Here is a 26,889-nt window from a genome sequence, read left to right on the forward strand (position 1 = left end):
TTTCTTGATTCTTTTTTGATTGTTCCTTTAGCACTTTTTAGCAGTTTCTCTATCACCCTTTTGCTAGGCTTATTGGGTGGAAAACGATCGGAAACATACTGAAATAGGATACAAGAAAGATTTCGACGCATGGAATGCGCTGCAGATACGAATTCACTCTGATTTCAAGGGGAATGCGTTTGTTCAGGGTGAGGTGTGGTTGGCCTATCTCGGTGTGAACATCGGCCGTGAGCAAGATGGACCACCCCCAGCTTTTCTACGTCCAGTTCTGATTATCAAAAGATGCAATCAAAGGTTGTGTTGGATACTGCCACTTACACGCCAACGTCCAAAATATCTAACGCATCACGAAATTACACGTGTCGGTGAGCCGCCTAGTTTTGTCGTATTTGAACACCTCCGTTCGGTCGACTCCCGTCGTCTCAAAAAGAAGTTGTTCCAATTGGCTGCGGAAGAGGTCGAGGCGATACGAAAACGCCTCAGAGATTTGCTCTGAGGCGTTTTCGGATTTGGCTCCGCACAGTTATTTCAGCGGAGGGGGCACACCCTCACTTGAAGGTGGCCAAGGCATATTTGAAATGACAGCGAAACGCTCCTTCGAGCAGGTTCTGTCACTTGCAATCATATCCTACGACAAAAAAGCGTCAAGTTGCCGAATACGGCTGCTCGGCGTATGATAACGGCACATTATGGCGCTTTTCACGAAGAAAATCGGTATTGACCTTGGCACGGCGAACACGCTCGTTTTTTTGCCTGGGAAGGGAATTGTGTTGAATGAGCCCTCGGTGGTGGCCGTGTCCGAGCAGGACAATCGCATTCTCGCGGTGGGTCTCGAAGCGAAGGCGATGATCGGTCGCACACCCGACAATATCATCGCGTATCGTCCGATGAAGGACGGCGTGATCGCGGACTATCGCGTGACCGAGGCGATGCTGCGCTACTACATGAACAAAGCGTTGGGGAAGTGGAATCTGCTCAAACCGGAAGTGATGATCTCCGTGCCGGCGGGCGTGACCTCGACTGAACGGCGAGCGGTGATCGAAGCGGCGATCAAGGCCGGCGCCAAAAATGCGTACGTCGTGAAGGAGCCGATCCTCGCGGCGATTGGCGCCGGCATTCCTATTTATGAAGCTCGCGGGCATATGGTGGTGGATATTGGAGGTGGTACCACCGACGTGGCAGTGATCTCGCTTGGCGGCATCGTGTCTTCGACTTCAGTGAAGTGTGCAGGTAATCGTATCGACGCCGCTATCGCCGACTATGTGAAGAAGACCTTCAACCTTTCGATCGGCGACAAAATGTCCGAAGATATCAAAATCAATATTGGTTCAGCGGTGCCTCTCGATGAAGAGCTGGTGATGGTGGTGAAGGGCCGTGATTTTATTACTGGTCTGCCGCGCACTGCCGAGGTGAAGACGAACGAGATCGTGAAAGCGATTGGCAAGGAACTCCGCGACATGATCAAGGCGATCAAAGATGTATTGCAGGAGACCCCGCCGGAGCTTTCGGCCGACATCATCGACAACGGCATCACGATGACCGGCGGCTCGAGCATGCTCCGCAATTTCCCCGAGCTCGTGTATCGCCGCACCGGTGTGAAAGCTGTGCTTGCGAAAGATGCTTTGTACTGTGTGGCGAAAGGCACCGGCATCGCCCTCGAACACCTCGACACCTACAAGAAATCGATTATTACAAAGCGGTAATCTGCGCTAATTTTTATACATACATGAGCCAGTATCTCCTCGCTCACATCCACCTCGAGACGCTTCATCACGCCTACTGCCTTCATGGCTCGAATGATCTTGCACGTTTTTTTATTTTCCTTGAAGAGCATCTGAATATTCCGACCCACGGCAACCCAGATTTTTGGCATGGACAATTTGAGTCGCTAGGAATTGATGAAGCTCGCACGATCAAAGAGATGCAACAGCGCTCCGCAGCTAATGTTGGTGCGAAGAAAGTGTTCGTAATCTACACTGACACGATCACACATGAAGCGCAGAATGCGTTGCTCAAAGTGCTTGAGGAGCCGACACCCGATACACACTTTTTTCTGCTGATGCCATCTGTTGAGGTGTTGTTGCCGACGTTGCGTTCGCGACTCGTGATCATGCCTGCCGGTTCGCACAGGGTTGATGCCGACGGGTCGACCGAAGAGAAAGACGCAGTAAAAATTGCGGAACAATTCCTTGCCTCATCAAAAGGGAAGCGGATGGCACTAGTGAAGACGATTGCCGAAGAAAAAGACAAACGCGGTGCGCGGGCCCTCGTTGACGCACTTCTAAAGAACCTCTCAAAAAGTACTCAAGAGACGCAGGTGCACCGCAAGGATCTTGAGGCTTTGCTCGAGATGCGTGGGTACCTCAATGATCGTTCGGCGAGCGTGAAGATGATTCTCGAATATCTCGCTCTGACCTTGAAGTGATCAAGGTGGCCAGTCGAATTGGCAGGGTGTCTGACAGTGAAGTTTCATACGTGCGGATTTGTCATACGAAAGTATGAGAAAAGTATGAAAAATCCGCACGTACTCAAAAGAGCCTCAACAGAGGGCTTTTTTGTTGTTCATCTGCCCACATCCGGCGGCATGGCCAAGCTATTGACAAATAGCTTCATTTGTGCGAGAATAAAGCAAGTTCGCCAAACCTTGAAATCTTGGCGGCTCAGCCTAAAACAGGGGGTTTCACCTAATCGGCCGTTGTTCGGTCGGCTCTCTGTGGCGGTTGTGTGTGGCACTTTGTAATTATGAAATTGAACCTTGTCGGTATCGGCCGCGGCCTCTTTCGCCGCGGGTTCCTCGCTCTCATCCTCCTCGCCTTCGTCGTCGCACCCTTCACCGGCTGCGTCACGATGTCCGAGGGCGGCAGCGAAACTCTCTATGTGTCGGTGGACGAAAAGAACGCGAGGATCTACCTCAACGACGTTCTTCTCTCGCCGAATTCATACGCCGCGATCAGGCTCTCGAAGCGCGGCGGGCCCTACCGGCTCACGGCGCGGAAGATTGGCTTCCACGACAAGAACGCCACGGTCACCTCGCGCGTCAATTGGCGCCGCACAGGTGTTCAGTTCCTGGACAATTTGTTTGGGGTGGTCAAGATGGCGTCGTTTGTCGTCGAGGCCAGCACGGGCGGGCTCAAGCAGCTCGACGAGCATAGCGTGCGACTCGAACTCACTCCACTGAATCAGCCTCCCACCCCGCAGTCATCGACGACAGATAATCGTCGAGATCCCGTCGGTGACCTTCAGCGATGGCGCTCCGCGGGCAACCCCGGCTACCCACCTGACTGGAAGTAACTCTCCATCCTCCGTGAGAAGGAAGTCTCACTCAAGCCCCAGCGACCACGTGTTGCTCGGGCTTTTCTTTTTGCGCGACCGTTTAAATTTTGTTATGATTGCTCCACTATGGCATACAATTTCGCTCCGTTTAAAGACAAGATCAAGCACACCGAAGATTGGCTTCGCAAGGAATACACTGCTATCCGTACTGGTCAGGCGAGCCCTGCTGTGCTCGACAATGTGATGGTGGAATCATATGGCTCAATGATGCCGGTTTCGCAAGTGGCGAGCATTGCGATCGAGGATTCGAAGTCGCTGCGAGTCGCGCCGTGGGACGCATCGCTCATTAAAGAGATCGAGAAGGCATTGGTCGCTTCCGGCTTGGGCTTGTCGATCCGTACCGATGAGAAGGGTGTGCGAGCATCGTTCCCGGCTCTCACCGAAGAGCGTCGTACTGCCCTTATTAAATTGGCGAAAGAGAAGCTCGAAGAGGCGCGAATTTCTTTGCGTAAAGAGCGCGAGCCAGTGGTGAAGGATCTCGAGGGGCAGCAGAAGGCTGGCACGATGCAGGAGGATGAGGCGAAGCGTATGTTAAAAGAGGTGCAGAAGCTTGTCGACGAAGCCAACAAGAAATTCGACGAGATCCGCGCGAAAAAGGAGGCAGAAATTCAGAGCTAAATGACGATCATTATTTTCATTCTCATCCTCGGAGCGCTGGTGTTTGTGCACGAGTTGGGGCATTTTCTCATGGCCAAGGCCTTTGGAATTCGTGTGGATGAATTTGCTCTTGGCTTTCCGCCGCGCTTGTTTAAATGGAAGCCGAAAAACTCCGAGACCACGTATTCGCTCAACTTGCTGCCGCTTGGAGGCTACGTGAAAATCTTTGGCGAGAATCCCGATGAGGCCTCGCTGAAAGGTCCGGAGAAAAAACGCAGCTTGGTGAGCAAGCCAAAGTACGCGCAGGTGCTGGTGCTTATTGCAGGTATCGCTTCCAACATTGTATTTGCGTGGCTACTCATCTCTGGCGGGTTCATGATCGGCTTGCCGGTATCTGTGGGAGATCGGTATGCCGATGCAGTACGCGACCAGGAGGTGGTCGTTCGCGAGGTGGCACCTGGGTCGCCGGCCGCCGCGGCCGGCTTCTTACCCGAAGATGTCCTCGTGTACCTTGAGGTAAATCCGGAAGTCCCGGGCAATGTCGTCGGCATTGACGGTCACACACCAAAGGAGATTTTGCGCGGTAGCGGCGTGACACCGACGAGTGTGCGGCGTATGATCGCCCAACATCCGGACGAGCCGATTTCTGTACTCGTGAAGCGTCTTGGACAAACTCAGACTTCCACAGGGAACGCGTTTCTCGAAGTGACGCCTCATACCTCCGCTGATCAGGGGCGCGCCGCCATCGGCATCGTGATGGACGAAGTCGGAGTATTGAAATTGCCATGGCATCGTGCGCTGTGGGAGGGTTTGTTTTTCACCAAAGACATTGTTGTCGTGACTGCACAGCAGATCGTGCATTTCTTGGGACAGGTGTTCACCGGTCAAGCTGATATGGATCAGGTGAGTGGGCCGGTGGGGATTGCCAGCCAAGTCGGCGAGGCGCGCACTCTGGGATTTGCGTACGTACTGTCCTTCACTGCATTTATCTCGATTAATCTCGCCTTGCTCAATCTCGTGCCGTTTCCGGCGCTTGATGGTGGTCGTATTTTGTTTGTCTGCATCGAGGCGATCATCCGCCGGCCAATCAAGCCGATCATTGCCAATTGGCTCAACGGCCTCGGCTTCGTCCTTCTGATCCTGTTGATGATTGTCATCGCGTACAACGATATTGTGAAATTGGTAGTGGGATAAAAAAGAATCCCCCGGCCGCGTGAGCGTCCAGGGGAGTTGTGTTTTGCGTTGATGTCGCCGTTCAGGGCGCTGGCAGGGAGGTGTTGACCTTGGCCTGCCGTGTGTTGGTGCGAGTCACGCTGTTCGTGCTGATCGCGCCGCCGTTCGGATTGGTCCGAAAGACGGGGTCGATGTCGAGATGGTCCCAGCCCTGGTTGCCCTTGCGGACAGCCTTGAGGGCTTCGCCGAACTCGAACACGAACTTGTTGTTGATCTCGGCATTGCCCGAGTCCTTACCTGCGAACCACACGCCGTTCTTGTTATGGAACCGCTCGGTCGTCGCTTGGACGATCTGGCGGGCCGTCACCATGTTGTCGCTGGGTTTGATCCACCCGGTGACTTCATAGACGATCATCCCACCCTTTTCCCAAGGCCAGCGTTGGACTTGGAACAAGCTGCGACCGATAGCGAACGCGTTGGTCAGCGTGAAGGAGACCAGGTTGTTCGTCGGCGGCTGCACTGCGCTCACTGCTGGCGCCGGTTGGGGCGCCAAGGCGGGAGCGAGAGGCGGGGTCTGCGCCGTTGGTGCCGGCACCGCGGGCTGTGCAGGCTGCACTTGCGCCGCCGGCGGATTGGTGTCCGTCAAGGCGGGCAAGGAGACGTTCGTCGAGATCATGAACACCAAGAGCTTGTCGATCGCCTTGGATATGTCTGAGAGCCGATCGTCCATTTTGCCTTGACGGGTGTTGAGCTCGGTGACCTGCTTCATCGCGAGGAGTGCGACTTGTTCGGCTTGGCTGCCTTTGTCGGCGGCCGCCGCGGCAACCTTTTGGGTTGCCTTCGCGCTCTTTTGCGCCTGCTTCGCATCCTGGCGGGCCTTTTCAAGCTGGGCCAGGCGACGCTCCACTTTTGCCAGCTCCGACGAATCGTCTCGCTGGACAGAGTAGCCGGGGGGCACCGTGACGCCGGCAGCCACGTAGGGCTGGGGCGGTTGGGGCGCGACGGCGGTGGGTGCAGGAGGCGGAGGTAGCTGTGGCACGAAGTTCGGGTTGATAATCCGGCCGTCGTTCAGTGTCGGCTGCGTCATCGACGCGGCGTGCTCGCGTTGGAGCGCGATACGCAACGCCATGAGGCGCTGGTCGATTCGGTCGCTGATGTTCGTGGACAGCTTGTTCAGTCCAGCGACGTATGCGTCGCTGAGGTTACTGAGCTGTTCCAATGCCCTGTCGGCCTTGGCATCAGCGAGCTCCACACGGGTGCCCATGTTGAGCAGGGCGGCGGCGTTGGTGGCCAAGGGCTTCAACGTTTCTTGCTCCGCCCTGATCGCCGTGTTGTCGGCCTTGAGGCTATTCACCTCGTGGCCGACGGCGGCGAAATCGCGGCGCGTTTCAGTGCGGTCCGTGATCTTGCTGATCAGGAGGAAGTTCAGCATCACCAGGATAGCGATGCCGATAACTTGGCCACCCATGATGAGTGGGGTGGAGATCACGCCGGCGGTCTTGGCCTTCTTGCCGATCTTGATGAAGACGACGAAGGCGGCAATGCTGCCGACGAAGAGGCCGAAGGCGGCCACACCGAGGAGGAATTCGAGGATCATAACGGTTGTCTTTCTGCAGTGCGGTTTCTAGCCGCGGTTTTGTTGGTATTTGACCGATGTCAACGGGTGCGGTACACGGTACCCCCTTACTGACGTTTGCCTAGCATAGTAGCATATATATAATGTAAAGTCAAGCTCGCAGACACGGCGTATTTCCTGTATTATTCAGGACATGAAGCAATCACAACTCTTCTCGAAAACGCGCAAAGAAGCCCCAAAAGACGAGGTTTCGCGTAATGCGCAGCTGTTGATCCGTGCGGGGTACATCAATAAAGAGCTTGCCGGGGTATATTCGCTGCTCCCGCTCGGTGTTTTGACACTCGGCCGTATCAACCAGATTATCCGTGAAGAAATGAACGCGATCGGTGGCCAGGAAGTGCTCCTTTCGACGCTGCAGGAAAAAGGATTGTGGCAAAAGACGAATCGTTGGGACGACAAAGTGGTGGATATTTGGTTCAAGACGAAATTGAAGAACGACACCGAGCTTGGTCTCGGTTTCACTCACGAAGAGCCGCTCACCATGTTGATGAAAAATTTTGTGCAGTCATTCCGTGACTTGCCAGTGTATCCATATCAAATACAGACCAAGTTTCGTAATGAAATCCGTGCAAAGAGCGGCATTATGCGCGGCCGTGAGTTTTTGATGAAGGATCTATATTCATTCTCTCGAGATGAAAAAGAGCACACCGCTTTCTATGAAAAAACGAAGCAGGCATACACGAATGTGTTTCGACGTATGGGTCTCGGTGAGCGTACCTTCCTCACATTTGCTTCCGGCGGCTCCTTCGCAAAATATTCGCACGAGTTCCAGACTGTGACTGATGCGGGCGAGGATTTTATCTATGTCGATGAGAAGTCGGGCATTGCGGTGAACAAAGAAGTACTCACCGATGAGGTGCTCGCTGATCTTGGTCTGAAGCGCGAGGTGCTTGTCGAGAAAAAAGCAGTAGAGGTGGGGAATATTTTTAATCTCGGTACGCGTTTCTCTGAGCCACTCGAGCTCCGCTTTTTGAATGAGAAAGGCGAGAAGCAAAATGTGGTGATGGGAAGCTATGGTATTGGCCCAACACGACTGATGGGCACCATCGTAGAAGTCCTCGCTGACGCCGACGGTATTGTGTGGCCAGACTCTGTGGCGCCGTTCCGCGTGCATCTCATCGCGATCGCCGACAAGGCGGGAAGAGTGGCGGACGAAGCGACAAAGCTGTACAATGCGCTCACCGAAAAAGGGATTGACGTTTTGTATGACGATCGCGACGCACGACCGGGAGAGAAATTTGCCGATTCAGACCTGCTGGGTTTGCCGCATCGAGTGGTCATCAGCGAGAAGACCTTGGCGGAAGGCGTCGTCGAATACAAACCGCGCCGAGCCAACGCCGCCGGTGAGCGTCCGGTAGAGAAGATCGCGCAAGCCGAACTCCTGAAACGTCTAGCAAAATAACGGAATTCCTGAAGCCAGACTCGACACACCGACCGAACCTAAAGAAAGAATGAAAAAAATTGTTAAAAAACTGAATCATTTCCTCTCGCACGATATCGGCATCGATCTCGGTACTGCCAACACGCTCGTGTATATGAGCGGGCAGGGGATTATCATCAACGAGCCTTCGGTGGTCGCGGTGAATGAAAAGACCGGCCAGGTGGTGGCAGTAGGTACGCAGGCCAAACAAATGCTCGGTCGCACTCCCGCGCATATCAAGGCCGTGAAGCCGCTCGTAGATGGCGTGGTCTCGGATTTCGAAGTGACAGAGGAGATGATTTCGTATCTTATCAACAAAGCTCAACAGTCAAAGAAAAAGCTCCTCGGCCCGCGTGTGGTGGTGGGTGTGCCGTATGGCATCACCAACGTGGAAACGCGGGCCGTGCGCGACGCTACCAAGAACAGCGGCGCGCGCGAGGTGTATATCGTGGAGGAGCCAATGGCGGCGGCGATCGGTATTCGTCTGCCGGTGAATGACCCTGTCGGCAGCATGATCATCGACATCGGCGGCGGCACCACCGACATCGCCGTGATTTCGCTTGGGGGTATCGTGCGCGCGAAGACCCTGAAGATTGCAGGCGACAAACTCAACAATGACATCATTAGCTACATCCGCGGCGAATTCAAAATTTTGATTGGCGAAAAGACGGCGGAGCAGATCAAGATCCAGATCGGCTCGGTGATCCCAGGAGATGCACCGCTTGAGTCTTCGGTAAAAGGTCGAGACCTGGTGACCGGCTTGCCGCGCGAAGTGGTGATTACCGATGGTGATGTGCGTGAAGCGATTTCACAGTCTATCGACAACCTCGTAGAGTCGGTGAAAGAGGTGCTCGAGACCACTCCGCCGGAAATAGTTTCCGATGTCATGCATCGGGGTGTGCATGTGGTAGGTGGCGGCGCGCTCCTTCGAGGCATCGGAGAACTCATCCATCAGCACATCAACATTCCGGTACACATCGCCGAAGATCCGCTTACGGCCGTGGCGCGCGGTACGGGTATTATCCTAGAGAACCTCGCACTCTACGAAGGAGTGTTGATCCAAAACGAAGATGAGCTTCCTCCGCAAAACTAGTCTCGGTAGTGGCCGACATTTTCGACCTGGGCCGAAACGTCTGTTCGGTATTGTTGCTGCGTTCCTTTTTGTTGTTGCGTTGTCGGCGACCTTTTCCAAGACACCCTTCAAGGACTTTCTCACTCTGCTCGCTCGGCCATTTTGGTATGTTCAAGAGTACGTGATGGGTACAGCAGATTCTGCCCTCACGAATATGCGCTCGAAGACTGATCTGCTAAACGAAAATGCTCAACTCAACCAAAAAGTGCAAGAGCAGGCTGAGGCAATCCTTTTGAATCGAACGCTCCAGGCAGAAAATGATGAGTTAAAAACCGCTTTCGGACGAGATAATCAGCGCGATGTACTCCTCGTCGCCACATTGAGTGCTCCAGGTGTATCGGCGTACGATACAGTGATCATCGATGCCGGGGTTGATCTCGGAGTGAAGCGAAATGCATTAGTATATTTTTCCTCAACCACGGCCGCTGGCTACATTTCAGAGGTGTATCTATCGACAGCCTTGGTCCAGCTGTATTCGCATCCAAATGAAGAGGTCACGGTATATACCGGTGAAAAGCGTTTTTTCACCAAAGCGACAGGGCAGGGTGGCGGCAATTTCATCGTGAAATTGCCGCACGAGAGCGGAGTGAAAGAGGGCGATCTGATCATGGTGCCCGGGACTCCAGCCCTTGTGCTTGGTCTGGTGGGTACCATTGAGACAGATGTTGCCAAATCGCTCCAGATCGCGCGCGTACGAAGTCCGTATAACGCCTCTCAAACCCATTTCCTCTATGTCCAAAGAGAAAAATAACACACTCTGGCAACGCCTTGCTTTTGATGTCTGCCTTGTCGCAGCAATCTGCTGGTTTCCATGGTGGGCCTCGCTGATCCTTGCCACAGTGGCATTTTTTTCATTTTCCGAATTTGTAGAACTGATTCTTGTCGGCCTCATGATCGATACTCTTTATGCTTCACACCAGACGTTCTCCGTATCTTCATACACATACTTTTTATTCAGCATCGGATTGTTTATCATACTTTCATTGGTGAAACGGCAGTTGCGATAATGGTACAATGGTTGGCATGTTCAGGTTGTTTACGAAGCAACGCCGCATGGCGCGGCGCATCTCTCAGGGCCGGGAAGTGTTTCCCGACGAGATTTTTCTTGACTCAAAAAATCTCTCAGAGCTTGATACACAGCAATTCGAAGGTCGCATTGAACACCCGATTCCAGTCGGTACACTCATTTTTTTAGCAAGTATGTTCGTGCTTTTTGGGATTGGGTATACGGCACGGGCGTATCAGCTACAGGTGTCGCAAGGTGCTGCTTATTTGGCGAAAAGCGAGAATAACCGTCTCCGCAAGACCACTGTGTTTGCCGAGCGTGGCGCTATTACCGATCGAGACGGTGTCGCGCTCGCCTGGAATGCCTCGAATCCAAGCAACACCGATTTCGCCCTCCGCCAATACATCGATTCCCCGGCTTTCTCGCACGTACTTGGCTACGTGAAATACCCGTCGAAGGATGCGAGTGGCTACTATTATTCAAAACGGTATGATGCCAAGGATGGGGTTGAGGCCCATTACGATGACCTCCTTTCTGGCGAGAACGGCGTAAAATTGAGCGAGACCGATGCGTTGGGAAAAGTGCAATCAGAAAACACGATCCAGCTGCCACGGGCCGGCCTACCGTTGGCACTATCGATCGATGCAGGTATTCAGCAACATATGTACGAAGCGGTAAGGTCTGTGGTGGAAACTGCCGACTACAAGGGAGGTGCTGCGGGTCTGCTCGACGTGAAGACCGGCGAGATTGTTGCGATGACGAGCTATCCTTCTTATGGTAGCAACGTCCTCACTGAGGGCAAGGATGTGAAGCAGATCAACGCGCTTTTTGCAGACACAGACAACCCATTCCTTGATCGCTTTACCGACGGTCTCTATGCGCCCGGCTCTACAGTAAAGCCATTTCTGGCCATCGCCGCTTTGCAGGAGAAGATCATCGATCCTAGTACCCAGATCCTGAGTACCGGCTCAATCTCTCTGCAGAATATTTACGACTCTTCCCAGCAAACTGTCTTCAAAGACTGGCGCGCTAACGGCTGGACCGATATGCGTATGGCCATTGCTTTATCTTCCGATATTTATTTCTACGAAGTTGGCGGCGGCTACAAAGAACAGAAGGGGCTGGGTATCACCAAGATCGAGAAGTACCTGCGCCTGTTCGGCTTCGGCGATACCACTGGCGACGGCTTGCTATTGGGCAAGAAAGGTGTCGTGCCGAATCCGGAATGGAAACGTGAGAATTTCAATGAAGAAGAGTGGACGATCGGTAATACCTATCACACCTCTATTGGCCAGTACGGCACTCTCGTCACCCCGCTACAGATGCTGGTGGGCGTAGCGACCATCGCCAATGATGGTGTGGTGCCCAACGTTACGTTGCTTAAGGATGGCACGGCCGGCAACAACACCTTCAAGCATCTCGATGTCCCTAAAGATGTCTTTCGCATTGTGAAAGAAGGGATGCGCATGACGGTGACTGTGGGCACGGCAACCTCGCTGAACTTCCCAGACGTGCAGGTGGCAGGGAAGACTGGTAGTGCGGAAATCGGTACTCAGAAAAAGTTCACCAATTCTTGGTTTACAGGCTTTTTTCCATACAAAGAGCCTCGTTATGCCGTGGTCTTTGTGATGGAGCGTGGTCCGCGCACCAACACGGTCGGCGCCACTTCGGCGGCCTACCACTTTCTCCAATGGCTAGGCGCAACAAGGCCGGAAATGACCTCTTTGACTTCGGAATGATAAAAGCGTAAGATTGTGTCACTTATTTATTTTTTCACCACATGACTGATCAAAAAGAGTATTTGTCGAAAGAGCGGTACGAAGAGCTCGTGAAGGAGCTCGACCACTTGAAGAAGGTGAAGCGCAAGGAAGTCGCGGAGGATTTGGAATATGCCAAAGCGCTCGGTGATCTCTCGGAAAATGCTGAATACCACGAAGCGCGCGACAACCAAGCGGCCGTAGAAGATCGTATCAACCGTCTCGAGGCGATCATTGGTCATGCAGAGATTGTCGAGCTTCACCACACCGAAGCGGTTGGTATTGGTTCGACCGTCACCGTGCAGCAGGAAGGCACGAAGGGTGGGCACAAGTTTCAGGTGGTGGGTTCTGAGGAGGCCAACATCGGTCTCGGCAAGATCTCTCTCCACTCGCCGATTGGCGAAGCCATGGCTGGCAAGCGCAAGGGTGAAGCTTTTTCTTTCCTCTCTCCAAAGGGCAAGATGACGTACAAGATTGTTGATATCGCGTAAGCTGTCCACGCGCTGCCTATATCGACAGCGCGGCACATGATACAATTCGCCCATGGCATCTCAAGAAGAAATCCGCGCTGTTCGTCTGCAGAAACTCGCACTCTTGCGTGAGAAAGGACTGAATCCGTACCCGATTTCAACCAAGCGTGATGCGACGCTTGCTGAAGCGGTTTCTCAATTTGATGAATTGGCAAAGAAGCCGGCGGTTTCTGTCGCTGGTCGCGTAATGTCTCTGCGTCCGCAGGGCGCGTTGGTGTTTATCACACTCAATGATGGCACGGGAAAGTTTCAGGGGCTGATCAAAAAGGCTGCCGAGGTTGCTGAAGCGGGTACTGTGAGTGCTGAGGTGTTTGATTTGTTTGGTCAGACTGTCGACATTGGCGACTTCATCGAGCTAGCCGGCGGTTTGTTTGTGACCAAGCGCGGAGAAAAAACTGTGGCCGTGGCTAGCTGGCGTATGCTCTCGAAGAGTTTAAGACCTTTGCCAGAAAAGTGGCATGGTTTGCAGGACATTGATGAGCGTTTTCGTCATCGCTATCTCGACACCTTGATGGACGAATCGGTCCGTGCCCGTTTTGTTGCTCGTGCCAAGATTGTTTCTGAGATCCGACGCTCGCTCGATGCCGCCGGCTATTTGGAAGTGGAGACTCCTGCGTTGCAGCCCCTCGCCGGCGGCACCAACGCTACTCCCTTCGTCACGCATCACAAGGCTTTGGACACTGACCTCTTTTTGCGTATTGCACCAGAGTTGTATTTGAAGAAGTTGCTCGTTGGTGGCTTTCCGAAAGTGTACGAGATTGGCCGAAATTTTCGCAATGAAGGCATCGACACTACCCACAACCCAGAGTTCACCATGCTCGAATACTACGAGGCGTACAGCGATGCGTCCCAGCAGATGGTATTTGCTGAATCTTTGCTTCGAAATGTAGTGGAGAAGGCATGTGGTAGTTTGTCGGTGGTCTTTGATGAAGAAACTATCGATTTTGCGAAGCCATTCGCGCGCATGTCGTACGCCGATCTTCTTGGAAAATATGCAGGCATTGCACACCCAGAGACTCTCACTCTCGAGCAAGCTCGGGCCAAGGCTGCAGAATGCAAAGTGAAGGTAGATCCAAAGGACCCTCTCGAGAAAATCATCGACAATATTTATAAAAAAGCTTGCCGACCGAAGATCGTCCAGCCGACCTTTATCGTCGACTACCCAGTGGCCTTTCTGCCACTCGCGAAGCGTTCAGAGGAGAATCCGGCATTGGTGAATGCTTTTCAGCTCGTGGCGGGCGGTATGGAGCTTGTGAAGGCTTTTTCTGAGCTCAACGACCCGATCGACCAGAAGTCTCGTTTTATGGATCAGGAGAAGAACGCGAAGGCGGGGGATGATGAGGCGCAGCCGAATGACGAAGAATATCTCGAGGCTATGGAATACGGTATGCCTCCGGCCGGCGGTGTCGGTGTTGGTATTGATCGACTCACGATGCTTCTCACCGGGATGAAAAATATTAAGGAAGTTATTTTGTTTCCGACCTTGAAGCCAAAAGGGGAGTAAGGCGTCAGTCTATTTACATCCTTGTAAAAATACAGTATAGTATTTCTCGAACAGAGATTGCGGCACGTTGCCAAGATCCAGACTGTTCTTTAAAAATCAGAACAAAAAGGAAACACCGTGAAAGGTGCATTCTTGCCAGCAATTCCTGCCCAACCTCCGCCTCGTCCCTCCTTCCCCTTCACCGACACCAACGCCCTCGCGGCTATCAAGGAAGCTGAAGATTTTGCCGAGCAATACTTCGGCCATCGTCCCGACTTGCGCACACAGTTTGTGATGCCCGAGACGTTCCCGTGGGAAGAGAAAGAGGTCATCGCGGTCTATGACCCCGGCACCATCTCCAATCGCCAAGCAGTGGAGCAAGCCCTCAAATCCCAGCCTAAGCTCAAGAGGGTGTATGAAGAGGAGAATCTCATGGACTACGAGGATGCGAATGCTTCCGGGAAGCCTACCCTCCGCTTCGTCGCACGTTCCGAAACACCCACGGCTGATCTGATGGACCTGTCTGCGGACGAAATGGTCGCTACGAAGCGCACTCTACTCGACCAGCGCGGCTACATCATCGGCTTCGGCACGTATCACAAAGTCACTGGGGGCTTCCTCGAACAAAAAACTGGCACTCGTTTTCCGGCCTCGAGGCTCCCCGACGGCAAAGTTGCTGACGGTGGCTGGAATCGTGGTTGCACGGAGTTCTGCTTCTCCCGGGCCCGCGCTGGTCGTCGTATCACTGGCATCGGTGGTCGCGAGACGGTTGAATGCCCACTCCGGATTCCTTAATCCCTTGCTCTCTTCGGTTTCCTTTCTTGACACCCTCGGCTGCACTTTGTGTAGTCGGGGATTTTTCTATACAAAATTTGTTCAGCTTGCTTCTACCGACTCTCGGTTTTGCGTAGCCCCCACGGCGTGGCATCTGGCAACCGCTCTTTTTTTGACAACGTGAATTGATAGATAGAAAAAATAATGGTTGCGCTGGTGGCGATCTCTTTGAACACGATCCAGCCGGCGGTGGGGAGGTTGAGGCGGGCAAGTTCGTTGGTGACAGCGAGAATAGTAAAGAAGATCGCCCAACGCCAGGAAAGAGTGCGCCAGCCACGGTCATTCATGGCGATGAGCTTTTGGAACATCGGTTTCAGCCAGCCTTTGCCGTGCGCGAGGCCAATGAAGAGGGCGATGGCGAAGGCGGCATTGTACAGGGTGTCCTTGGCGATCAAAAAGAATGGATTGTCGAAAATGAGGGTCAGCGTGCCGAAGATGACCACCGAGCCGCCGGCAATGAGAGGAAACCAAGCGATGCGTTTTTGTTCATAGAGGCCGACGACCAGAGAAATGACCGTGAGCACCACGAAAATCAAGGTGGCACGAAGGAAACTCACTTGCTCGGCTATCAGGAAGAAGACAATGATCGGGCCGAACTCGACTCCGAGACCGACGACCAATTTGCGTAACATGAAGGATAGTATATCAGAAAAGAGCCCGGTGACCTGTGGAAATTTCAGGGATAATCACCTCTTGTCCGACCGTGATACCATGTTTTTTTACGAAGCCCGCATTCAGCTCGATCACGTAACCCACCGCCTCGGGCGGAGTGTAGTAGCGGGGATCCTGCAGATTTTTTTCGGGTTTCATCGACTCTTCAATCCCCACGATGCGCTTGTCCGCGTCGATCCAGAGTAGGTCAATCGGAAAATTCATGTCCGGCATCCAGAAGGCGTATTTTTCAGCAGTGGGGAACAAAAAGAGCAGCCCTTGCCTCTTTGGGAGGTGAAAACGTCCGGAAAGGCCTTTTTCAAGGGTTTCCGGAGTATCGGCGATCTCTACGGGGATAATGAGGTCGCCGACTTTGACGTCATAGAGGGTGGCGCGGTCCTTGTAGTCGGTGGAAGCCTGTCGCAACACAGCCCAACCAGCGGAAATGACCATAATGAGGGCGATAATCGAGCAAACCGTCGCCTTCCAAGCAAAGGACTTGTGTCGGATGTCCATGGCTATAAGTATGACACAGCCCCGAGTGCCGCAAAGAGGACTTTTTCGACCTGCCATGGGGATAACTTTGTTGTAGAGTGGGATGAAGTGGTATAAAATACTATACATGTGGGAAAAAGTGGTAAATTAATAAAAACAACATGAAACTCAACAAAAACATCTTTGTGGTTCGATCGGGCCAGAGTTCGTACGCTTTCCTCTCTACTACTCTGTCGGTGAAGCCTCGCGAAAAAGTCCTCATTGCGAAAAAAGAAAAGGTGATTCTCTCGGAAATGAAATTGGATAATTCGCTCGACTCATAAACACCCATCGCGTCTATGTTTATCGGCCAATACACGCACACCATAGACGACAAGAACAGACTCTCTTTGCCTGTAAAGTTTCGTAAGGAAATGGGGAAGCGGGTGATCATCACTCCTGGCCTCGATGGTTGTCTCTTCGTGTTTACGCCGACGCAGTGGGAGACGATCTCGGAGAAGCTCGGCGGTTCATCGATGTTGCAAGCTGACACACGAAGCTTCAATCGATACATGCTCGGTGGGGCAGTGGAGGCGGATGTAGACTCGATCGGTCGCGTGTTGGTGCCAGATTTTTTGAAAGAAAAAGCGCAATTGAAAAAAGAAGTCGTTTTGATCGGTGTGCAGAACCGTGTGGAAATCTGGAATGACACGCTCTGGATGGAGTACAAAGCCAAGGTCGAAAAGGAAGCAAACAGCCTCGCCGAAAAGCTCGGGCAGATCGGCGTGCTATAAAAAACATGACACCCACCCTACACAAATCTGTACTTCTGAAAGAATCGCTCGATTCTTTGGAGTTGCGCGCGGGTGGAGTGTTTGTGGATGCAACATTGGGTGGTGGCGGACACAGCGCGGAGGTGATAGCGCGATTTGGCAAGGAGGTGAAGATTGTGGCGATCGACCTAGATCAGGCGGCGATTGATTTGGCAATGAAACGATTGGAGGCGGGTAATATTCAATACTATTGCGGCAGCTTTCGAAATATCGATCTGGCCTTGGCGGGGCAGAAGGCAGATGGCGAATTGTTTGATCTTGGATGGAATGCCGACCAATTTGAGGCGGCTGAGCGCGGGTTTAGTTTTCAAAAAGATGGACCGCTGAAGATGATGTTCTCGCAAACTGAGACTCCGGCTCCGGCAGTCGGTGTGAAGGCAAGTGTTGTGGCAAATGCGCTTCCGCGCTTCACTGCGCGAGACATTGTGAACAGTTGGGAGGAACAGAACATTGCTGATGTGATTTACGCGTATGGTGAGGAGCGATATTCGCGACGGATTGCGCGCGCCATCTGCGAGGCGCGCGCCCAGAAGCCGATAGAAACCACACTCGAGCTCGTGAATGTCATCGGCCGTGCGGTACCATTCTTTTATAAAAAAGGGAAGACCCATTTTGCTACTCGTACCTTCCAGGCCTTGCGGATCGCCGTAAATGACGAGCTTTCTGCGCTCAAAGAAGGCCTCTGGAAAGGCTTCGACTCATTGGCCCCCGGCGGACGAATGGCCGTGATCTCTTTTCATAGTCTCGAAGATCGAATCGTGAAGCGGTATTTCAAAGAGAAGGCGGACCAAGGGGAGGCGGAGCTAATCACCAAGAAACCCATTGTTCCGAGCGACGAGGAAATGCAGGAAAACCGGCGGTCGCGGAGTGCAAAACTCAGAGTCCTTAAGAAAAAATAAAGAGGCGATCGAGAAATCCTCAAAAAGTCCTAAACATCATATAAAAAACCCATGAACGCCATCATCTACCATACCAATCAGCTCACCAAGAACGAACTCTTCATTCAAAGGGTTTGTATTGCTGTACTCGCCCTCATTTTCTGCTCAGCTCTTTCGTATGGGTATATGATCAACGCCACGATCGGCAACGTGGTGGCTCGACAGAAGGCGCAATCGTCGATTACAAAGCTCAGCGCGGAGCTCGCTACTCTCGAAACTACCCATTTGCAGCTCAAAAATAATATCGGCCCATCGCTGGCGGTCCAACTCGGTTTTGTAGACGTGGCTGATCCGCATTTTGTGTCGTATAATCAATCGCAAAGCCTCTCTCTCAACACGCCTCGATAGTGGTGTGTGGCGGCAGCGGGCGATTCATCATTCATGAAGGAGCACCCCTGGAGAATTCGTCTTGTCGCTAGCACTGTGCTCCTCGTGGCGCTGGTGCTCATTGGCAGATTGTATTTAGTGCAAGTCGTACGCGGCGGTTCGTATGCAGAAAAGGCCGAGCGGCAATATGTGAGCCCGACCCAGCACCTGTTCGATCGCGGCTCTATTTATTTCCAAAATAAAGATGGTAGCTCGTATGGCGCGGCCACGATCAATTCCGGTTTTACCTTGGTGATCAATCCCAAGAAGATTGCCTCTGTCGATGAGGCGTACCGGCAGATCCATACGTTGTGGCCGATCGATCGCGACATTTTCTTTGCAAAGGCTCGAAAAGATGATCAATATGAAGAGATCGCGAAGCGGGTAGATAAAGAACTTGGTGCCCAGATCAGCGCACTGAAGATTCCTGGCGTGAGTCTCGTGCGCGATCAGTGGCGAGTGTATCCGGGCGGGGATATTGCGGCGCAGACCATCGGATTTGTTGGATACAACGGCGACATTCTTGACGGTCGCTACGGTCTCGAACGTTTCTACCAAGAGACGTTGCGTCGTGATACCGACAAGGCATACGTCAATTTTTTTGCCGAAGTCTTCTCTGACCTCGGGAAGGTGGTAAGTGAGGAAGAGGATCTGGAGGGTGACTTGGTGACCACGATCGAACCGAGTGTGCAGATGCGTCTAGAGCAGGTGCTGGGCGAGGTGCAAAAACATTGGTCGTCCGATCTCACCGCTGGTATCATCATGGATCCGAAGACTGGCGAGATTTACGCCATGGGCGCGACACCATCTTTTGACCCGAACCATTTTCAGACAGTGAAGGATCTTCGGGTGTACAGCAATCCGCTTATAGAAAATGTGTATGAAATGGGTTCGATCATCAAGCCGATCACGATGGCGGCAGGGATTGACGCCGGTGCGGTGACTGCGGAGACAACGTATGTTGATACTGGCTTTGTCACGGCAGACAGCAAGACCTTGTACAATTCAGATAAGAAGCATCGCGGTGTCACGACGATGCAGGAGGTGTTGAACAAGTCACTCAACACCGGCGCCTCCTTCGTGGTGCAGAAGATGGGGAAACAGGCGTTCAAGGAGTATTTGCTGCGTTTTGGATTTGATGAAGAGACAGGGATCGATGTACCAAACGAGTCGCGCGGGCTCCTGAAGACGCTAGTCGAGAGCCCGCGCGACATCGAATCCTACACCGCCTCCTTTGGCCAGGGTATCGCCTTGTCACCAATCGCTACCGTCCGCGCCCTCTCTGCCCTTGGAAACGGTGGCTACCTGCCGAATCCGCACGTGGTGAAGGAGATCAACTACAAAATTGGCGTTACCAAAAAGCTGAGCTACCCAGACGGACGACGGGTGTTGAAGCCAGAGACTTCAGAAGAAGTCTCGCGCATGCTGGTCGAGCTCGTCGACACAGCGCTGAGGAATGGCAAGGTGAAGCTTGAGCACTATAGTGTGGCGGCGAAAACTGGTACGGCCCAGATCTCTCAAGGAGGTACGAAGGGGTACTATGCCGATCGTTACCTCCACTCCTTCTTCGGATATTTTCCGGCATACAACCCGCGTTTCATCGTCTTCTTGTACACCGTGTACCCAAAGAATGTCGATTTTGCATCAGAAACACTCACTGACCCATTCTTTGATTTGACCAATTTTCTGCTACACTATTACGAAGTCCCGCCCGATAGATAAAAATCGCGCAGCATCCGGAAATACACATGAAATCCTTTTTTAAAACGATCGTCGTCGCCATCCTTCAGTGGGAAGCCAAGTTGGTGCTGAAGAAGTACCAACCGAAAATCGTCGCCATCACCGGCAGCGTTGGCAAGACATCTACGAAAGACGCTATCTATTCCGCCCTCGCCTCGTCGTTTTTTGTACGCAAAAGCCAGAAAAGCTTCAATGGCGACATCGGCGTACCCCTCACCATCCTCGGTCTCCAGAACGCGAGGTCCAATCCGTTTTTGTGGCTTGAAAACATTTGCAAGGGCTTCATGGCGGTCATCACCACGCATCCGTATCCGGCCTGGCTTGTCCTCGAGGTGGGTGCTGATCGACCGAAAGATATTGCCCAGATCATGGAGTGGGTGAAGCCAGATATCGGTGTGGTGACTCGTATTGGTGAGGTGCCAGTACACGTGGAATTTTTCAAGGATCGCGCCGAGCTCGTGTTCGAGAAAAGCCAATTGCCACGCGCGGTGAGGGCCGAAGCAGAGGGTGGCTTGCTGCTTCTGAATATTGATGACGCAGATGTTGCTGGGTTTCGACCGCTCTCAAAGGCGAAGGTGATGACAGTGAGCCAAAAAGAGGGCGCTGATTTCCGTGCGACCGCGCCCGAGCTGTTCTACGAATCCGGCAAAGACGGCTCTCAGCACCCAGCCGGTATCCGTTTCGCGATCCATCACGGCGAGAAGACGTATGAGGTTGTGCGGCGCGGCATCGCCGGTAGTCATCACTTGTATCCGGCCTTGTTTGCTTTTGCTGTGGCGGTGACACAAGGTATCGCACCGGAGAAAGCCATCGAAGGTCTTTCCCGTGAGCTCAATACTCCCGGCCGCATGCGTTTGCTTCCAGCCGTGAAGGGCGCGACCGTCATCGACGACACTTACAACGCCTCGCCGGTGGCGATGACCGAAGCGCTCCACACTCTTGGTGGTTTGAAGTGTGGCAAGAAGATCGCGTTGCTGGGCGACATGATGGAGCTTGGCAAGCTCTCCGCCGAAGCACATCGCAAGGCCGGCTTGCTTGCGGGTACCGTCGTGGATGTGTTGGTGACTGTTGGTGTACGCGCTCGGCAGATCGCTGAGGGCGCTCTCGATGCTGGACTGGCTGATGACAAGATTTTTCAATTTGACAGCGCTCAAGAGGCGGGGAAGTACGTCGAGCAGATGCTTGGCGAAGGGGATGTCGTCCTCGCGAAAGGTTCGCAGTCTATCCGTATGGAGCGCGCCGTACAGGAGTTCATGGCAGAACCCGAGCGCCGAGCAGAGCTGCTCGTACGCCAAGACGAAGAGTGGCAGAAGCGGTAATTGTGTGGTATATATTGAGGGCGCCGCACCGTGCGGCAACATTTTTACGGCCCTATCGTCTAACGGTTAGGACGGAGCCTTCTCAAGGCTTAAATCGGGGTTCGATTCCCCGTAGGGTCATGCGAAACAAAAAGAGACATCTGTCAAGATGTCTCTTTTTGTTTCGCATTATGATGCCCTGTGTGGCAGAATCGAAAGCCGGAGCTCGCGCAGGCGAGCGAGGCGGGGTCGAGAGCCGAGCCAACAGGCGAGGACTCGTGACCGATTCCCCGTAGGGTCACCATTTGCTAGAAGTAATAAGCGGCCGCTGGGCATTGTAGGCCGTAGATTGTCTCCAGAATGACCCTTATGCTATGATATTCTCATGATTCGTCCTTATTCACTAAAACTCACCGTTAATTTCATCAAAGAAGGCAAGCAAGTCGTTGCCTATGCCCCGGCACTCGATATTTCTACTGTAGGAAAGACTGAGAAGCAGGCCAAAGAACGATTCCAGGAGCTTGTCGCGATTTTTCTTAAGGACATCACCGAGCGTAATGTTAAGGATGAAGTGCTTACGGAGCTTGGTTGGACAAAAGTCGCAGTCCGCAATCGACCATCTCAATGGGTTCCACCCGTGGTAACGTCAGAAGTTTTACCAGTTCCTATGATGGCATAAATGCGTTTAGGAAGAATTCACTGGAAGAAGTTTGAAAAATTCCTCTTGTCGGTTGGTTGTGAGTTTGCCTCTGAAGAAGGTGATCATCGAAAGTATCGGAAGCCGGGTATTTTACGTCCAGTCATCATTCCGAGAGGGTCAGAGCTACCGCAATTTGTAATTCTCAACAATCTTCGTACACTCGGTATTTCACGAGAAGCCTATCTGAAGATTATTGTAAAACTCTAGCAGGTAAAGATTCCTCGCTTTAACGAAATTGTAATTTGCCAGTCCGGATGATATCATTGAAAACATGAAAAATACCCTTAAAAAAGGCTTGATTCGCAACATCATTTTCAAAGAAGACAATGTTTGGTATGGAGTTGCGCTTGAGTTTAATATCGTAACAGAAGGTGATACTCCTGAAATTGCCGCATTCAGTCTCCACGAAGCCATTTCTGGTTACCTTGAGTCCCTCCGACATAGTAAGGTCGGTGGTTTGAGAACTGAGGCAATATTGAATCAGTCGGTGGATCCTGAGTATGAAAATCTCTGGAAGACACTTGAGGCCAACAAAGTCATTCCTTCACCGTATCAAGTGCACTCTTTTGGCAGATTCGTTCTCCCTGCATAAAATATAAAAAATCATGCCGAACGGAATCATGAATTGGACGTTCGATGATGTAGTGGTCTTTCTCAAAAAACATAATTTTGTTTACAACTACACAAAAGGAAGTCATTACTTTTATATTGGCTCGAAAGGAGGCGTATCGAGACAGGTTTCCGTGCCTTTTCATGGCAGGAAGGCAATAAACCCCAAAACAGTGGCAAGTATCATACGCCAGTCTGGCATCGCAAGAGAAGATTGGCTGAATTAACCCCACCCATGTTCCTCACTCAATTCCTCACCGTCGCTATCGTTCACTTGTTCGCGGTCATGAGCCCCGGACCGGATTTTGCCGTGGTTACCAAAAATAGTCTTGTCCATTCACGGAAGACTGGTATTTACACCTCTCTTGGTATTGCCCTCGGCATTCTCGTGCACGTCGCGTACTCGCTACTCGGTATCGGGCTCATCATCTCTCAGTCAGTCGTGCTCTTCAGCATCATCAAATACCTTGGCGCTGGTTACCTCATCTACATCGGATATCTTTCGCTCCGTGCCAATCCGCAGTCGTCTTTGGAAACCGCTTCGACCTCGATGCTTCCAGAGAAAAAAGATATCTCAAATTGGTCCGCCGTCAAAACCGGTTTTCTCACCAACGTACTCAATCCGAAAGCGACAATGTTCTTTCTCGCACTCTTCACTCAGATTATCGACCCAGTGACGCCAAAGCTCATCCAGCTCTTCTTTGGCCTCGAAACCATGGTCATCACGTTTGTCTGGTTCGCCTTTCTCTCAACGGTATTCTCGAACAGCTTGATCAAATCGAAGATCGCCAAGGTCCAACACCACATAGAACGCGTCACTGGGATCGTGCTGATCGTTCTCGGTATTAAGGTCGCACTCGCGAGTCAGAAATAACAAAGAGCGCGCGGAGAAGCTGTCTTGAAGTGCTACAATTACCCCATAACAGCTAATCACCCAATCTCATGCAAAATCAAAACACGTTTCTTGCTGGTCTCGTTGCGCTCCTTGTCGGTCTCATTCTCGGTTATTGGCTCAACACCCCGGACGTTTCTTCAAACATGCATGGTGCAATGGGTGGCATGATGAGCGAATTGGAAGGGAAGACAGGTGGGGATCTCGAGAAAGCGTTTCTTGAAGAAATGATCGTGCACCATGAAGGGGCAGTGGTAATGGCACAGACCTTGCTTGCAGGTACCAAGCGACCAGAGTTGGTGAAGCTCGGCAACGACATCGTCACCGCCCAGACAGGTGAGATTGCGATGATGAAAGAGTGGCTTAAGACCTGGTTCAAGTAGGAGAGTAGGGTTGATTTCAATCAGGCAGACATTGACAGATATCTAAAATCTGGCATAGTAAATACAGTCTCGGATCAGCTTGCACTCACGCAAGAGTCCGGAAGCCCGCACCTTGACCTGCCTATGAAAACCCTCCTGTCGGTCTTGTTCGCTCTCGCCACCTTTTGCGCCTCTATCCAGTCGGTCGATGGGGCAACCAACGATCTGGCGAATGTCCCCGATACGTTCCTTATTCCCACCAACAAAGTGGAGTGGACATGCTCCGCCGCAATCCTCGGCCCGCTTGTCACCAACGACGTCGCCTACGTCGTGAAGAACGTCCAAACGAACCGCTGCGGCGTGTTCGTGGTCTCGTATCCCGCGCAACTGCCTTCGCCGGCGCCGATCATACTCGAGATCCTACAAGACTCAAGCCTCCAAAACAAGTCCTTCCGTCTCATCACCCGGAAGTCATCGATCATTCCAGGGGGCCAGCCAGGAACTCCGGAGATCGAGATGGTCGAGCATGTCGAAGTATCCTTCTCGCCGGAGCGAGGGAGCACGTTCTTCGCCTACGTGAATATCGGGAAGATTCCTTTCCGGGACAACCGTGTCATGTTCGGTCGCATTTCCGGTCCAGAACTGGAGCGCCGCATCAAAGGCGGGAAGTAGGAAACATCGACTCGTTTGCAGTAGCTGTCGGCCTCAACCGGTCGGCAGTTTTTTATTATCAAAATCCAAGAAATGAAAAATGGTGCGACAGTTGCCTGTCGCACCATGTGAGTCGAGTCGCGCTGCTGATTACTCGCCGTTATTGCCGCCGCGCTGACGCTGGCGCTGACGAGCCACGCTCTGCTGGAGGAACTTCAGGAGTGAGTCCGGCTGGTCGCCGCCGAAGAACATCCTCAGTGGGTTGTCATCACCACGTTCGCGCGCCACGGTGACGTGCCAGTCAGCGCGCAGACCGAGGGTCCTGGTGTCGAGCTTCGTGCCGATCTCGGCTTCGACTTGGGCCCAGAACAGCTTCATCGCGGTCTGGGAAAGGTCCAGCAAGTGGTCCTTTTGGTATTTCACGATCTCGACCTCACTGGGGGTCTTCGGGTTCGGAACACATTCAGCACGCCCGATAAGTTCGTTGGCGAGGCGGAAGAATTCCTTCGCCCGCGGTGAACCGATCTGGTGGACGCACTCTTCACCGAGCACGTTGATGGGCTCGAGGGGATGAAACATGCTCTCGCTCGGGGAGATCTTGCCCGCATAAATCCGGGCGACCTCCTCCGTGAAGTCGAGCGAGGCTAGCTGCCACGGCGATCGGGTGTCCTCGCGGAAGGTGCCCGGCGCCTGTCCGCCAGCGGTCGGCGGAGGGGGAGTGCTGGTCGTGATCCGGTTTTTCTTGCGGATCTTGAGGGCGGTGGTTGCAGTGCTCATACGTTGCGGTGTCTGTATTTTTGTTGAGCCGACTCCTGGTCGGCGGTCAGGTTCATGTATGCCCCACTCGGGGAATACGGTTCAAGGAGAACATTAGCACACGCAATATATATATGTCAATGCTTGTTCTATACCCATTTTCCCTACGAAAAGGGTCAAATCTCCGATACAATACAGCAATGAAGCAAGCCGGTCTTACTCTGGTGGAAATGGTGGTTGTCGTGGCTATTGTTGCCATGATCGCCGCCTTAGCTACGGTGTCTTTCAGTACGGTCACGGCTCGCCAATCTCTCGACAAAAGTACTGATGCAGTGGTGGCAGTGTTGGATCAGGCCCGCTCACTCACTGTGTCGGCGAAAGGTGCAGTGGCTTATGGTGTCCGTCTCCTCTCCACTGGCCCAGTGCTATTCGTCGGCTCCATATACGATGCCAACGCTAGCACAAACAAACCCCTCGTCCTCGACCCGCGGCTCTCCCTCTCAAACATTTCTCTCAATGGGGCAGGGCAGGATGTTTTGTTCAACAAACTCACCGGCACCACTACTCAGAGCGGTACCTTTCGCGTGACCCTCACTGCGACACCGACGAGCTATCGAACCGTCACGGTGTATGCTACTGGCATCGCTGAGGCGCAATAATATGAACATGACATTATTGAAAATTGTGAAAAACAGGAAACAAGGTTTTGGCCTGGTGGAGGTGCTTGTCGCGGTGGCGATCATTGCGATCACCTCGGTCTCCATTTTTAATGTGTATACCGCCTATTTACGTGCAGAATTGAACAATGTCAAAGCGGTGAAAGCGGCCTTTCTGATGGAAGAGGGACTCGAAGTGGTGCGCCTGCTCCGCGATACGAGCTGGACCTCATATATCGCACCGGTCACGGCGAGCACTACCCAGTATTTGAATTGGACTGGTTCGGCCTGGCAATTCACCACCACTCCGCAGATGATCGATGTGCGGTATGCACGCACCGTGGTGTTCACTACAGTGTATCGCGACAGCAACAACCGCATTGCCGCTACTGGAACGCTCGACCCGAATACTCGCGGCTTCACTGTGGCGGTGGCTTGGCCGGACGACAACACTGCACTGTCTACCACCATGAAGCAGATTTCCAGCTATATCACGAACCTGTATGGAAATTAGCCCATCTAAAAACAAAAGCGGCTCACGTCGCCGCGCCGCCTGTGGCTTTTCGATGGTGGAGATGCTCATCTATCTCGCCCTTCTCACCTCGGTGACGGTCTTTTTGGTGAATGGTATCTCCGCACTCACGAAAAGTTATGCTGATATTCGCCTCGCCAAGGCAGTATCGTCCTCGGCGAGTGCAGCCTTGCAGCGCATTATCTATGAGACTCGACAGGCGAGCTCGATCAATCTCGCTGGCAGTACTTTTGGAGCGAATCCTGGTGTGCTCAGCCTGGTGAGTGAAAACGCAAGTGGTGCAACCACGACCATAGCGTTCACGGTGAGCAATGGGGTGCTTCGTGTGAGTCGTAGCGGCATAGACGAAGGCCCACTCACGCTCTCCGGCGCGTCGGTGACCAACTTCACCCTAGCTTTGCTCCAAAACAGCGTCTCCAACGGCGTGCGCATTACGCTCACCGTCCAAAGTAGCTTCGGTGTGAAGACTCGCACCGAGACGTTCTACACTACCGCAGTCACTCGTAATATGTGATGATTATGGTAATACG

General features: G+C 52.8%; 33 protein-coding genes and 1 tRNA gene. 30 read left to right on the forward strand and 4 right to left on the reverse strand.

What is annotated here, in order from left to right:
- The first annotated feature begins 76 nt into the window (after positions 1–76).
- From AAB391_00430 to AAB391_00455, 6 genes are all read left to right on the forward strand, one after another.
- A complete protein-coding gene (locus tag AAB391_00430; protein ID MEK7644777.1) occupies positions 77–496 on the forward strand; it encodes a type II toxin-antitoxin system PemK/MazF family toxin in 420 nt (139 codons plus the stop codon).
- Between the two features lie 193 nt (positions 497–689).
- Positions 690–1,703, forward strand: a complete 1,014-nt coding sequence (locus AAB391_00435) for a rod shape-determining protein (GenBank protein ID MEK7644778.1) — start codon at positions 690–692, stop codon at positions 1,701–1,703.
- Between the two features lie 23 nt (positions 1,704–1,726).
- Positions 1,727–2,425 (forward strand): hypothetical protein, encoded by a 699-nt coding sequence (locus tag AAB391_00440; GenBank protein MEK7644779.1) that lies wholly within the window; start codon positions 1,727–1,729, stop codon positions 2,423–2,425.
- Between the two features lie 299 nt (positions 2,426–2,724).
- The gene (locus AAB391_00445) at positions 2,725–3,291 is read left to right on the forward strand and encodes a hypothetical protein (protein ID MEK7644780.1); all 567 of its coding nucleotides are present in this window, start codon (positions 2,725–2,727) and stop codon (positions 3,289–3,291) included.
- A gap of 108 nt (positions 3,292–3,399) precedes the next feature.
- Entirely contained in the window at positions 3,400–3,951 is a 552-nt protein-coding gene (gene frr, locus AAB391_00450) for a ribosome recycling factor (protein ID MEK7644781.1), read from the forward strand.
- Positions 3,952–5,124 carry a site-2 protease family protein gene (locus AAB391_00455; protein ID MEK7644782.1) on the forward strand — a complete coding sequence of 391 codons (1,173 nt, stop codon included), beginning with the start codon at positions 3,952–3,954 and terminating at the stop codon, positions 5,122–5,124. It abuts the gene before it with no gap.
- Positions 5,125–5,185: 61 nt separating this feature from the next.
- Here AAB391_00455 and AAB391_00460 read toward each other — a convergent pair whose 3' ends face one another.
- Positions 5,186–6,700, reverse strand: coding sequence for a hypothetical protein (locus tag AAB391_00460; GenBank protein MEK7644783.1), 1,515 nt, complete (start codon positions 6,698–6,700; stop codon positions 5,186–5,188).
- 172 nt (positions 6,701–6,872) lie between these two features.
- On the opposite strand from AAB391_00460, the gene AAB391_00465 reads away from it, so the two are divergent.
- The 8 genes from AAB391_00465 (at position 6,873) to AAB391_00500 (ending at position 14,862) form a co-directional block, all read left to right on the forward strand.
- On the forward strand, positions 6,873–8,141 hold the full coding sequence (locus AAB391_00465; GenBank protein ID MEK7644784.1) for an aminoacyl--tRNA ligase-related protein: 1,269 nt from the start codon (positions 6,873–6,875) through the stop codon (positions 8,139–8,141).
- Positions 8,142–8,190: 49 nt separating this feature from the next.
- Positions 8,191–9,252 carry a rod shape-determining protein gene (locus AAB391_00470; protein ID MEK7644785.1) on the forward strand — a complete coding sequence of 354 codons (1,062 nt, stop codon included), beginning with the start codon at positions 8,191–8,193 and terminating at the stop codon, positions 9,250–9,252.
- Positions 9,230–10,042 carry a rod shape-determining protein MreC gene (gene mreC, locus AAB391_00475; GenBank protein MEK7644786.1) on the forward strand — a complete coding sequence of 271 codons (813 nt, stop codon included), beginning with the start codon at positions 9,230–9,232 and terminating at the stop codon, positions 10,040–10,042. Before AAB391_00470 ends, mreC begins: the two co-directional genes overlap by 23 nt.
- Positions 10,023–10,298, forward strand: coding sequence for a hypothetical protein (locus AAB391_00480; protein MEK7644787.1), 276 nt, complete (start codon positions 10,023–10,025; stop codon positions 10,296–10,298). The genes mreC and AAB391_00480 overlap by 20 nt, the downstream gene beginning before the upstream one ends.
- Positions 10,299–10,314: 16 nt before the next feature.
- Positions 10,315–12,036, forward strand: a complete 1,722-nt coding sequence (locus AAB391_00485; GenBank protein ID MEK7644788.1) for a penicillin-binding transpeptidase domain-containing protein — start codon at positions 10,315–10,317, stop codon at positions 12,034–12,036.
- Between the two features lie 41 nt (positions 12,037–12,077).
- Complete coding sequence (greA, locus tag AAB391_00490; protein MEK7644789.1) at positions 12,078–12,545, forward strand: transcription elongation factor GreA; 468 nt, start codon at positions 12,078–12,080, stop codon at positions 12,543–12,545.
- 52 nt (positions 12,546–12,597) lie between these two features.
- Complete coding sequence (gene lysS / locus AAB391_00495; protein MEK7644790.1) at positions 12,598–14,088, forward strand: lysine--tRNA ligase; 1,491 nt, start codon at positions 12,598–12,600, stop codon at positions 14,086–14,088.
- Positions 14,089–14,205: 117 nt separating this feature from the next.
- Positions 14,206–14,862, forward strand: a complete 657-nt coding sequence (locus AAB391_00500; protein MEK7644791.1) for a hypothetical protein — start codon at positions 14,206–14,208, stop codon at positions 14,860–14,862.
- Between the two features lie 92 nt (positions 14,863–14,954).
- Here AAB391_00500 and AAB391_00505 read toward each other — a convergent pair whose 3' ends face one another.
- Positions 14,955–15,533: a septation protein IspZ gene (locus tag AAB391_00505; protein ID MEK7644792.1), complete on the reverse strand. Its 579-nt coding sequence runs from the start codon at positions 15,531–15,533 to the stop codon at positions 14,955–14,957.
- Between the two features lie 13 nt (positions 15,534–15,546).
- Positions 15,547–16,068, reverse strand: a complete 522-nt coding sequence (locus AAB391_00510; protein MEK7644793.1) for a DUF192 domain-containing protein — start codon at positions 16,066–16,068, stop codon at positions 15,547–15,549.
- Between the two features lie 140 nt (positions 16,069–16,208).
- On the opposite strand from AAB391_00510, the gene AAB391_00515 reads away from it, so the two are divergent.
- The 13 genes from AAB391_00515 (at position 16,209) to AAB391_00575 (ending at position 24,436) form a co-directional block, all read left to right on the forward strand.
- Positions 16,209–16,370, forward strand: a complete 162-nt coding sequence (locus AAB391_00515) for a hypothetical protein (GenBank protein MEK7644794.1) — start codon at positions 16,209–16,211, stop codon at positions 16,368–16,370.
- Positions 16,371–16,385: 15 nt separating this feature from the next.
- A complete protein-coding gene (mraZ, locus tag AAB391_00520; protein MEK7644795.1) occupies positions 16,386–16,820 on the forward strand; it encodes a division/cell wall cluster transcriptional repressor MraZ in 435 nt (144 codons plus the stop codon).
- Between the two features lie 5 nt (positions 16,821–16,825).
- A complete protein-coding gene (gene rsmH, locus AAB391_00525; GenBank protein MEK7644796.1) occupies positions 16,826–17,758 on the forward strand; it encodes a 16S rRNA (cytosine(1402)-N(4))-methyltransferase RsmH in 933 nt (310 codons plus the stop codon).
- 51 nt (positions 17,759–17,809) lie between these two features.
- On the forward strand, positions 17,810–18,145 hold the full coding sequence (locus AAB391_00530) for a hypothetical protein (protein MEK7644797.1): 336 nt from the start codon (positions 17,810–17,812) through the stop codon (positions 18,143–18,145).
- Between the two features lie 33 nt (positions 18,146–18,178).
- Entirely contained in the window at positions 18,179–19,885 is a 1,707-nt protein-coding gene (locus AAB391_00535) for a penicillin-binding protein 2 (protein ID MEK7644798.1), read from the forward strand.
- A 26-nt stretch (positions 19,886–19,911) separates the two neighbouring features.
- Entirely contained in the window at positions 19,912–21,222 is a 1,311-nt protein-coding gene (gene murF, locus AAB391_00540; protein ID MEK7644799.1) for a UDP-N-acetylmuramoyl-tripeptide--D-alanyl-D-alanine ligase, read from the forward strand.
- A gap of 48 nt (positions 21,223–21,270) precedes the next feature.
- Positions 21,271–21,342: transfer RNA gene (locus AAB391_00545), tRNA-Glu, on the forward strand.
- 244 nt (positions 21,343–21,586) lie between these two features.
- Positions 21,587–21,880 (forward strand): hypothetical protein, encoded by a 294-nt coding sequence (locus AAB391_00550; protein MEK7644800.1) that lies wholly within the window; start codon positions 21,587–21,589, stop codon positions 21,878–21,880.
- Positions 21,881–22,108: a type II toxin-antitoxin system HicA family toxin gene (locus AAB391_00555; protein ID MEK7644801.1), complete on the forward strand. Its 228-nt coding sequence runs from the start codon at positions 21,881–21,883 to the stop codon at positions 22,106–22,108.
- A gap of 64 nt (positions 22,109–22,172) precedes the next feature.
- A complete protein-coding gene (locus tag AAB391_00560) occupies positions 22,173–22,493 on the forward strand; it encodes a hypothetical protein (protein MEK7644802.1) in 321 nt (106 codons plus the stop codon).
- 252 nt (positions 22,494–22,745) lie between these two features.
- Positions 22,746–23,384 (forward strand): LysE family transporter, encoded by a 639-nt coding sequence (locus tag AAB391_00565; GenBank protein ID MEK7644803.1) that lies wholly within the window; start codon positions 22,746–22,748, stop codon positions 23,382–23,384.
- 68 nt (positions 23,385–23,452) lie between these two features.
- The gene (locus AAB391_00570) at positions 23,453–23,785 is read left to right on the forward strand and encodes a DUF305 domain-containing protein (protein MEK7644804.1); all 333 of its coding nucleotides are present in this window, start codon (positions 23,453–23,455) and stop codon (positions 23,783–23,785) included.
- A gap of 123 nt (positions 23,786–23,908) precedes the next feature.
- Positions 23,909–24,436, forward strand: coding sequence for a hypothetical protein (locus AAB391_00575; protein ID MEK7644805.1), 528 nt, complete (start codon positions 23,909–23,911; stop codon positions 24,434–24,436).
- Between the two features lie 129 nt (positions 24,437–24,565).
- Here the strand turns inward: AAB391_00575 and AAB391_00580 are convergent, their stop codons facing one another.
- Positions 24,566–25,192 (reverse strand): hypothetical protein, encoded by a 627-nt coding sequence (locus tag AAB391_00580; GenBank protein MEK7644806.1) that lies wholly within the window; start codon positions 25,190–25,192, stop codon positions 24,566–24,568.
- 179 nt (positions 25,193–25,371) lie between these two features.
- On the opposite strand from AAB391_00580, the gene AAB391_00585 reads away from it, so the two are divergent.
- From AAB391_00585 to AAB391_00595, 3 genes are read left to right on the forward strand one after another with little or no spacing between them, the layout of a single operon-like run.
- Positions 25,372–25,830 carry a prepilin-type N-terminal cleavage/methylation domain-containing protein gene (locus tag AAB391_00585; GenBank protein ID MEK7644807.1) on the forward strand — a complete coding sequence of 153 codons (459 nt, stop codon included), beginning with the start codon at positions 25,372–25,374 and terminating at the stop codon, positions 25,828–25,830.
- A 7-nt stretch (positions 25,831–25,837) separates the two neighbouring features.
- On the forward strand, positions 25,838–26,341 hold the full coding sequence (locus tag AAB391_00590; protein MEK7644808.1) for a type II secretion system protein: 504 nt from the start codon (positions 25,838–25,840) through the stop codon (positions 26,339–26,341).
- On the forward strand, positions 26,331–26,873 hold the full coding sequence (locus AAB391_00595; GenBank protein MEK7644809.1) for a hypothetical protein: 543 nt from the start codon (positions 26,331–26,333) through the stop codon (positions 26,871–26,873). The genes AAB391_00590 and AAB391_00595 overlap by 11 nt, the downstream gene beginning before the upstream one ends.
- Positions 26,874–26,889: the final 16 nt, after the last annotated feature.

The organism is Patescibacteria group bacterium (genome assembly GCA_038065315.1).
GTDB lineage: Bacteria > Patescibacteriota > Minisyncoccia > Phycocordibacterales > JBBTRF01 > JBBTRF01.